Raw genomic sequence first — 8,795 nt, forward strand, 5'->3', positions numbered from 1 at the left:
AACAGAATTTCCTGGTGACTATAGCGTTTTGGACCCACCTGACCCCATGCCGAACTCAGAAGTGAAACAAAACAGCGTCGATGATAGTGTGGATTACCCATGTGACTCTCTATTTAAAAAATGAGAACATCCTACTTCGTAGCGAGCTAGGGCCAAATAAGAGGTTGATGAAAAGCGTTCATCCATGAACTTCATCGACATTCGAACATCCATGTACATCAAAACCCGTTGCAGTAATGCAACGGTGGGGTATAGAGAGTCACGCGAGGTGAGCTCGAGCCCACCATATACATTGCTAGGGTTTGAAAAAACTCCAGGCGATAAAACGGCTTGTCTTATTACCTTGTTCCATCTCGATCACTTTCACTTGCTCGGCAGCGACCTGTTTAAGTTGTTGTTTTAGTGGTTTGACGTTGTCTTTATTCGAGATAAGGGAAGTAAACCAGTAAACTTGCTCTTTGAAAGTGACACTCTCAGTGATCATATCCAGTATAAAGCGCTTTTCTCCACCTTCACACCATAACTCTTGAGCTTGGCCGCCAAAGTTTAGCGAGGCTTGTGGTACTCGGTTAAGGTTTTTCCACTTTCTTTGCGCGCCCTTGTTTGCATCTGCTTCACTGGAATGGAAGGGCGGGTTACACATTGAAAAATGATAAAACTGGTTTGCTTTTATTATCGTTTTAAAAAAGTGATTAGGCTGCTTTTGTTGCATCACTTTTACCGGCAACTTATTTAGTTCTGCAATGGTTTTGGCACACTTCACAGCAAGAGGATTGATATCAGAGGCCACAAAGCGCCAGTTATACTCTCTTGATCCTAAGATGGGATAGATCAAATTGGCACCAGTACCAATATCTACGCCTTGCACCTTATCGGGCAAGTTACTTTCATCTAACAGATCTTTCAGCGCATGGATATAATCTGCTCTGCCTGGAACCGGGGGGCATAAAAATTGTGCGGGGATATCCCAAACTTGTATATCGTAGTCTGACTTAAGCAGTGCTTTATTCAGCAGTTTTACGGCATCTGGATTGGTGAAGTCGATGCTTTTTATGCCATCAGCTCGGTTGTAAGTAAAATTCTTTAAAGCGGGTTCAATCGCTATAAGCTTGTCTAGATCATAGCCTGAATTATGCTTGTTTCTTGGGTGCACAGGATTCTTCGAATAAATAAAAAGGATTATAACACTTTTAATCGAACGCTTAAGTCTTGAATACTGGCTTTATCTTAAAGGCATATCAACCTCTTTATTTGCTTCGTTTAAGAGTTTACTTATCAATCAGTCAACTGGTACGATGAGATTAGTGTTCAAAGAAAAAAACAAAGAAATGATAGAGCAAAAATCACTATTAGTTGATATAGCAGATGGGCATAAACTCCACCTCAGATATATAGCAAAACCGGATAGTAGCGGTCCCGCTGTGTTTTTTATGCATGGTGCAGTTGAAAACGGCAAAGTTTTTTATACTGAAAGTAATAAAGGGCTAGCGCCTTTTTTAGCTGAACACGGCTATCGCTGTTTTGTTGGCGATCTTCGTGGGCGAGGAGAGAGCATTCCTAAAATCGACGCTGAAGCGGATTATGGTCAAACTGAATCAATCTTGCACGAAATCCCTGAAATGCTGAATTTTATCGAACGATATACCGGATCTAGAGCACAATATTGGATTGGACATTCTTGGGGAGGTGTATTGATGAATTGTGTTTTTGCACGCTTTCCTGAAGAAATTCAGCATGTTAATGCATGTGTCTATTTTGGCTCTAAACGTAGTTTACATAACAATCACCCGAGCAAATTACTGAAAGCAAACCTAATATGGTTTAACGTTGCGCACTATTATTCGAAAAAGCATGGATACTTACCTGCGAAAAGACTTGGTTGGGGGAGTGATGATGAGTCTTTAAAATCACATGCTCAAAGCGCTGACTGGGCACAGAAGCACCCATGGGTTGACTCCGATGACGGTTTTAATTATGCCGAAGTATTACAAGACATGACGTTACCTCCAATCTTGCACATTGCGGGTGTTAAAGATAAAGCACTAGCACAACCTGTCGATATTCAAGCATTTATTCGTGAATCGGGAAAGGGGATACAAGAACTCAGAATTTATGGAAAAAAGCACGGCCATCGGCACAATTATGGGCACATAGACATGTTAACCCATAAACATGCACGTGATGATCAGTTTAAAGATTTGCTGGCGTGGTTTGATCGCTTTGCGGTTGAGCAATCATCTTCTCAATAAACGCTTCATAGCGCTGCCACTTTTCTAGTGGCTGCGTGCTGATTGGCTTTCTGACCTGCGCCTTACTTAAGGTATGCACCGGCTTTTTAGATTTGTGAAACTCCAAGCATTCTGGTTCGTATTTCTGATATAAAAAGCTTAAGCATTGTTTGAGGGACTTTTCAGGCTCTGCGATAAGTTGTTCGTAACTGAGCGTAAAAATATCTCTTTTCATAAATTGGTTAAAATGTGACATCAAGTCGCTTTGCGCTTGCGCATACAAGGCAAATTCACTTAAAGAGCAAAAGTAGGGCTCGCTTTCGGCGAAATGATTACTATAGACCGACCAAGCTGTAGCATTGAGGTTACGAGTTAAATGAATAATTCGTGCCTCAGGAAAGAGCTTGTGGATTAAGCCCAGATTTTGAAAATTAGCTGGAAGTTTATTGATCACCACTTCTTCCGGCACTCGATGCCGCTTGATCTCGTCGACATAGAGTATGCGGCAATGATCTAACATAGAGTTACTTAGTTGGTCTAAACAAGCAGGGAACTCTGCATTATTGCGCTTACTGAGGTAAGGGACAATTTTATCGCTGATCACGGTATTCTCGCCTAGTGTACCAACATGTGAATGTTGCACTAGCATTTGTTCTAGGAGAGTCGAACCAGTTCTTGGCAAACCAACAATAAAAACAGGCGTAAATGTTGTCTTAACCCTATCACTAGGTTTATCAAAAAACGTTTTGCCGCAATGCTGTTTGATTGATTCAAAAAATGGCAGCATGTCTACAGTACGAAACTCGCTCATCAGCAGCTGTGTATCATTCGCTAAAGCATAGTTATCTTGAGCTGCATTAAAGTTACCTAATTGTTCATGACACTTAGCAAGAGCATAGTGGACCACGGTTTTTAGTCTCGGTGCTTCAAACTCATTTTCCAACTTTTCTAAAATCGTTAAGTATGCAGGTAATTCTTTGGCTGAGGACATCTGTACCAGTTCGTACAGCATAAAGGCAGTCACTGTACTATGAGGACAATCTAACCCCGCTTTAAAGACATTTTTAGCTTGTTCAATAAAGCCATAGTCCAGATAAAATTGACCAAGTTGGTAATGGGCTTGGGCATTATGTTTTGCCACGCTTAAGGTGTATTCAAGTACGGTTTTTGCGTCAACCGGTGAACCAACGGCTAAAAACGCATCGGCCAATGCGAAAAGCGGCTCGAGCATTTTTGGTAAATGTTCGCAGGCTCTTTTTAAATAGTAGATTGCGTTATCATACTGCTCTAAACGCATGCAAATGCGGCCTAAACCAAATAGAGCAGGACCGTTGTTAGGTGACTGTTTAAGTACAGACTTGTACATAAACTCAGCTTCTCTAAGCTTATTTTCGGCCAATAATTCGTTGGCTCGCTTTAATAACAGCATTTTTTTATTCAGAGTTAACTACTTTGCTATATAGGATAAAAATAAAAAGGCGAAATAGCTAATGCTAGTTCGCCTTTGTTTCTGGGTTACAGTAAAAGTTAGAACGTATAGGTTGCTTTCACATAGTAGAAACCACCATTAATACCATATGGTGAAGTTTCATAGTATTTGCCACCCCAGTTGTTATTTGGGATACCTGTAGCGTCAAAGAAGTCTAGTTCTTCAGCATCTTGGTCAAAGATATTATTTGCACCAACAGATAGACTGATTGAATCTGTTGCAAAGTAGGTAAGTTCTGCATCAAATGTGATTGTCGAGTCCGCTGTTTTTGCCGTTGCATCATAATCTACGTGAACGCCTTGGTATTCGCCAAAGTAGTTCATACGAACAAAACCTGAGAAGTTATCCCATTGCTGAGCCCAAGTTAACGTTCCTCTGTGCTTCGGTAAGTCGTTTTCTAAACGAGATACCTTGAAGTCACCTGTGATAGCAGAGAAGCGGTCTACTTCGGTTTCATTCCAGTTGTATGCTGCACTGAATGTTGCATAGCCACCCAGCATATCCATAGAATAGTTACCAACTAAGTCGATACCTTGAGTCGTGGTATCGAAGTCGTTAGTGAAGAAGCTCACCTGCGCTAAGTTATCAACGTTAGGAACACCCGCCGCTTTAAGGGCTTCTTTGTCAGCATCACTTAAAACGATTTTTTCAGACTGGCTTAGACGGTCAGTTACTTCAATGTTGTAGTAATCTAACGTAATAAATAAGTCGCCAGAGCGATATACCGCACCTAGTGTATAACTTTCTGACTCTTCAGGAGTCAGTTCAGTACCACCAAGCTGCTCTGAAACAGGGTTTGTTGGTGGTAATAGTGCTGAATCTACCAGTACACCACTGCTTAAATTTGTCTGCACGTTAGACACGTTAGCTTGACCTACCGTTGGCGCGCGGAAACCGGTACTGATTGAACCACGCACCGAGAAGTCTTCGGTAACATGATATTGACCTGTGATCTTAAAGTTTGTAGTTGAACCAAATGAATCGTAATCTTCGTAACGAAGCGCCCATCCCATCATAAAGTCTTCAGTAAATGGTGTTTCAATATCTACATAAGCGGCATAGTTACGACGAGTGTATTCTCCTGCTGCAGAAGGTTTAAATCCAGGGAAACCATTTGAACCTATGCCAAAGCCTTGCTCAGTCAGCGGTCCTGCAATAAATGATGCTTCGTCACCTGAAAGTACTTCGAATGTTTCTTCATGCCACTCAAGACCTGCTGCAACGTTTACATCGTAAGCTAGGTCAAAATCATAGCCTTTTGACACATCGAAATTAAAATTCTTTTCCAGTTGGATGTATTTACCAGGGCTGAAGTCCATTGGTGTATCAGCACCAAGAGAAGCATTCACGGTATTAGTGATGAAATAACGTGATTCGTTACGGCCCACCGAGCCACTCAAATCCCAAAAACCGCCTTCAAGGAAACCATCTTTAAACTCCCCTTCAACACCAATAGTTAGAGAGGTATCAGTGATGTTGCCACCAAAGTTTGGAGTAAAACCGCCTGGTAAAATTTCATTAAAGGCAAAACAGTTTCTACCTAACTCTGTATCAGCCGCAATTAATTGATATGCTGGGATATTTGCTACATTTTTATCCGTTAGATTAACGACTGGACACTCGATGCCAACACCTACGCCATCTAAGTCGCCTACGAGTAAGGTTTCGCCACCGTCGTTAGAATAAACACCTGGACGGGTTTGAGGGTTTCGATAATAGAATCCGCCTTTAACGTCTCGCTCAGAGTAGTTACCAAACATATAGAATCGAGCATTGTCAGTGACGTCTACACCAATGTTACCAAAGATACTGATATCGTCTTTGATTTCTGGTGCACCCCAAATTTGCGCTGGGTCACCAACGCCCTCAACTCCGGCACCAATGTATGCTGCTGCGTCAGGACGTTGAACACTGCGGCTAGTCGCATCCGCTTCTTTGTACTGAAAGCTTAGGTTAGCAAATCCATCGTCTGTAAATGGCAGACCTACGTTACCTTCGATCACTGTCGTATCGCCGTCACCTTCGTAATATTCACCTTGACGAATAGAGAAAGATCCCCCTTCGCTTGCGTCTTTAAGCACAAAGTTCATTACACCAGCGATTGCATCTGAACCGTACTGTGCTGCTGCACCATCACGAAGTACTTCAACTTGTTTCAATGCGATACTAGGGATCACTGAAATATCAGGGCCTTGAGCACCATCATTAATACCACCACCTAAAAAGGCAATAACCGATGAACGGTGGCGACGCTTACCATTTAACAAAATCAGCGTACTATCAGCAGGCAATCCGCGTAAGTTAGCTGGTCTTACTAAAGTCGCTGCATCGCTGATAGGGTTCGCGTGTACGTTCAAAGACGGTACTGATCCTTTCAGTAACTCGAGCATGTCAGAACCTGCCGCCTTTGACATATCTTCTGCACCTATGATGTCGATAGGTACCGGTGACTCGCCCACAGAGCGAGGCGCCGCCCGAGAACCTACAACGGCGATTTTTTCGACTTTTTCATCTGCTTTAGCTTTTGTTTGATTGGCTTCTTCAGCCATTACGGTAGTGGTAAGAAGTGAAGTAGTTGCTGCTGAAGCGAGCGCGAAGCGAATTGCACGGCGCAGCGTGTTACTTTTTAGTTTCATCCTGTTTCCCCAGTTGATTGTTGTTGTCATACCAATAAAAAAGGTCATTTATAATATTTTTACCTTTAATACACATATAATTTAATTTGCTATGTGTTGGCAAGCGCTTTTTTAAAATTAGCAGTGATTTCTGAAACTGCAACTTTCTTAATAACTTTTTGTTTAGGCTAAGAAGAATTACAAAGTCCGCATGGTAAGTTGTTGTTGAAAATGAACTTTTGAGTGCTTTAGCTGCTTTTCTAGATAAACACCCAGCAGCTTAAAATTTGTTGTTACAAAATTTGACGAGTTTACTGAAATTTCATTATTCAGTTTTTGTAGATTAATTGAACAGTGCTGAACGCTAGTCCTTGTGTGAGTGATTATTGTACAGTTTTGTGTGGTAATTGAGGTTGATTTTGTTCTAGTTCGTTGTTTTGCACACTTTACGTATAACTTTACTCGCTAGAATAGGTAATTTGTACCAATGGCTAATAGCTAAAGTGCTAAAAATTTTGATAGACTCTGGACAACACTATCTTTGAGTTTATTAATGAAACTGATCAAAGTTGTCCATAAAGCACCGATGCGCGTTGCTCGGATCAGTAAACGCAGACAGCAAATAAGATTGCGCAGAGCAATGATTGCGCTCAAATGCGCACTAGAACAAGAGAAACAAGAAACGAAAGAAATGCTTGAGATATACAAGCGATATACTTTGGGGCGAGCGCATAAGGCTGAGCTAAAAACAGCAAACGCCCAACTTGTGGATATTCTCAAAGGGTTAGGACTGGGTGTGTTTGCAGTTTTACCTTTTGCCCCCATTACCATTCCGATAATCGTAAAGGTTGGTCAATTAGTGGGCGTGGATGTTTTGCCTAGTTCATTCAATTTGAAAAAAAAGCCAACAAAAACCAAGGAACAGTGAATTTTCTTTTTAGCCTTGGTAATCTAAGTACGAATATAATAAATTTGAGGCCTACATGAACAACCTACTCGTTCACTCTGCGAAGGGTACACCCATTTCTATCTTCTCTGCTGCAGAATTAGCGTCATGGCAAGCACTGCAGACAAGTACGACGCAGCTTTTCGTAAAAACTGCACAACTTCAGTCGCAAAAAAATATTCTTATTCCGAATGCTGATTCTGGAGAAGTAGAGCGAGTTATTGTTATTGCTGAAGACGATGATTTTTGGCTATTGGGCGATCTTGCAAAGCAGTTACCAAAAGGCACTTATTTTATTGATATCGCTTCTGAGCAAGTTGAAAACCACGCTATTGCGTTTTTACTGGGGGCGTATCAATTTTCTGCTTATAAAGAATTGCCAGCGATTGTCGCAAAGCTTGCTATCGAAGATGCCAAGGTATATGCCAAAGTAAAAGCGGCGGTCGAGTCTATTAATCTTGCAAGAGATCTGGTAAACACACCAGCTGCCGATATGATGCCCCAGCACATGGCTGAAGTAATGGAAGAACTCGCCGAGCAATATGGCGCATCATTTGAACAAATCATTGGTGATGAGTTGTTAGAGCAAAACTACCCAACGATCCACATGGTGGGCCGTGCGAGTGACAATGCTCCGCGTTTGCTTGATTTACGTTGGGGTGATGAAGACCACGCAAAACTCACTTTAGTTGGGAAAGGCGTGTGCTTTGACTCCGGTGGTCTGGACTTAAAACCAGCGTCTGGGATGCGTAATATGAAAAAAGACATGGGCGGAGCGGCTCATGTTATCGCGTTGGCCAATATGATTATGGCGGCAAAACTGCCTGTTAGATTACGCGTACTTATCCCTGCGGTAGAAAATGCAGTGTCTCGCAATGCCTTTAGGCCAGGTGATGTGATCAAAACACGTAAAGGTATTACGGTTGAAATTGATAATACCGATGCCGAAGGACGCTTGGTTTTATGTGACGCATTGGCTGAAGCGCAAACAGAAGCGCCAGCGCTATTGATAGATTTTGCCACCTTGACTGGTGCGTGTCGCATCGCCCTTGGCACTGAACTACCTGGTTTTTATTCTACAGATCAAGCGATTGCTTCTGAGCTAATGGAAATTGGTCTGGGTAATGCGGATCCTATTTGGCAACTGCCTTTGTTTGATCAGTATAAGGCGCTGTTCAAGAGCGATATCGCAGATATTGCTAACTGTGGTTCGACACCGTTTGGTGGTTCAATTACAGCTGCACTGTATCTAAAAGAATTTGTTGAGCCAGCCACGACACCTTGGCTACATTTTGATGTGATGGCTTGGAACGTAAGAGCGTTACCGGGTAGACCTGTTGGTGGTGAAGCATTGGGTCTTAGAACTATGTTTAGTTATCTTGAGAAAAAGTTTAGCTAATAGTAGAGATTTGAAATCTACAAAAAGCCCAGCTATGTCAGCTGGGCTTTTTGTTTATTTAAAACAACATGATTTCAGAGTAATTATACCAATTTACTTAGGGCCTGTTGATCTTTCA

Annotated in this window: 6 protein-coding genes and 1 rRNA gene; 4 read left to right on the forward strand and 3 right to left on the reverse strand. The window is 42.0% G+C overall.

Going from position 1 to position 8,795, the window contains the following annotated elements:
- The first annotated feature begins 10 nt into the window (after positions 1-10).
- Positions 11-103: ribosomal RNA gene (rrf, locus tag BB427_RS23505) — 5S ribosomal RNA — on the forward strand.
- A gap of 192 nt (positions 104-295) precedes the next feature.
- Here rrf and rlmF read toward each other — a convergent pair.
- The gene (gene rlmF, locus BB427_RS23510) at positions 296-1,153 is read right to left on the reverse strand and encodes a 23S rRNA (adenine(1618)-N(6))-methyltransferase RlmF (RefSeq protein WP_069023612.1); all 858 of its coding nucleotides are present in this window, start codon (positions 1,151-1,153) and stop codon (positions 296-298) included.
- Between the two features lie 175 nt (positions 1,154-1,328).
- On the opposite strand from rlmF, the gene BB427_RS23515 reads away from it, so the two are divergent.
- Positions 1,329-2,249: an alpha/beta fold hydrolase gene (locus BB427_RS23515; protein WP_069023618.1), complete on the forward strand. Its 921-nt coding sequence runs from the start codon at positions 1,329-1,331 to the stop codon at positions 2,247-2,249.
- Here the strand turns inward: BB427_RS23515 and BB427_RS23520 are convergent.
- The gene (locus BB427_RS23520) at positions 2,191-3,657 is read right to left on the reverse strand and encodes a tetratricopeptide repeat-containing sulfotransferase family protein (RefSeq protein ID WP_069023614.1); all 1,467 of its coding nucleotides are present in this window, start codon (positions 3,655-3,657) and stop codon (positions 2,191-2,193) included. The genes BB427_RS23515 and BB427_RS23520 overlap by 59 nt on opposite strands.
- A 98-nt stretch (positions 3,658-3,755) precedes the next feature.
- A complete protein-coding gene (locus tag BB427_RS23525) occupies positions 3,756-6,353 on the reverse strand; it encodes a TonB-dependent receptor plug domain-containing protein (protein ID WP_045990711.1) in 2,598 nt (865 codons plus the stop codon).
- A 532-nt stretch (positions 6,354-6,885) separates the two neighbouring features.
- On the opposite strand from BB427_RS23525, the gene BB427_RS23530 reads away from it, so the two are divergent.
- Positions 6,886-7,260, forward strand: a complete 375-nt coding sequence (locus BB427_RS23530; protein ID WP_010379229.1) for a hypothetical protein — start codon at positions 6,886-6,888, stop codon at positions 7,258-7,260.
- A gap of 55 nt (positions 7,261-7,315) precedes the next feature.
- A complete protein-coding gene (locus BB427_RS23535; protein WP_069023616.1) occupies positions 7,316-8,677 on the forward strand; it encodes a leucyl aminopeptidase family protein in 1,362 nt (453 codons plus the stop codon).
- Positions 8,678-8,795: the final 118 nt, after the last annotated feature.

This window comes from Pseudoalteromonas sp. BMB (assembly GCF_001709235.1).
Taxonomy (GTDB): Bacteria; Pseudomonadota; Gammaproteobacteria; order Enterobacterales; family Alteromonadaceae; genus Pseudoalteromonas; species Pseudoalteromonas maricaloris.

Bases quoted from the DNA above. Each gene is read 5' to 3' on its own strand.
- BB427_RS23530 (WP_010379229.1), top strand. From the start codon at position 6,886: ATGAAACTGATCAAAGTTGTCCATAAAGCACCGATGCGCGTTGCTCGG.
- BB427_RS23520 (WP_069023614.1), bottom strand. From the start codon at position 3,657: ATGCTGTTATTAAAGCGAGCCAACGAATTATTGGCCGAAAATAAGCTT.
- BB427_RS23525 (WP_045990711.1), bottom strand. From the start codon at position 6,353: ATGAAACTAAAAAGTAACACGCTGCGCCGTGCAATTCGCTTCGCGCTC.
- BB427_RS23515 (WP_069023618.1), top strand. From the start codon at position 1,329: ATGATAGAGCAAAAATCACTATTAGTTGATATAGCAGATGGGCATAAA.
- BB427_RS23535 (WP_069023616.1), top strand. From the start codon at position 7,316: ATGAACAACCTACTCGTTCACTCTGCGAAGGGTACACCCATTTCTATC.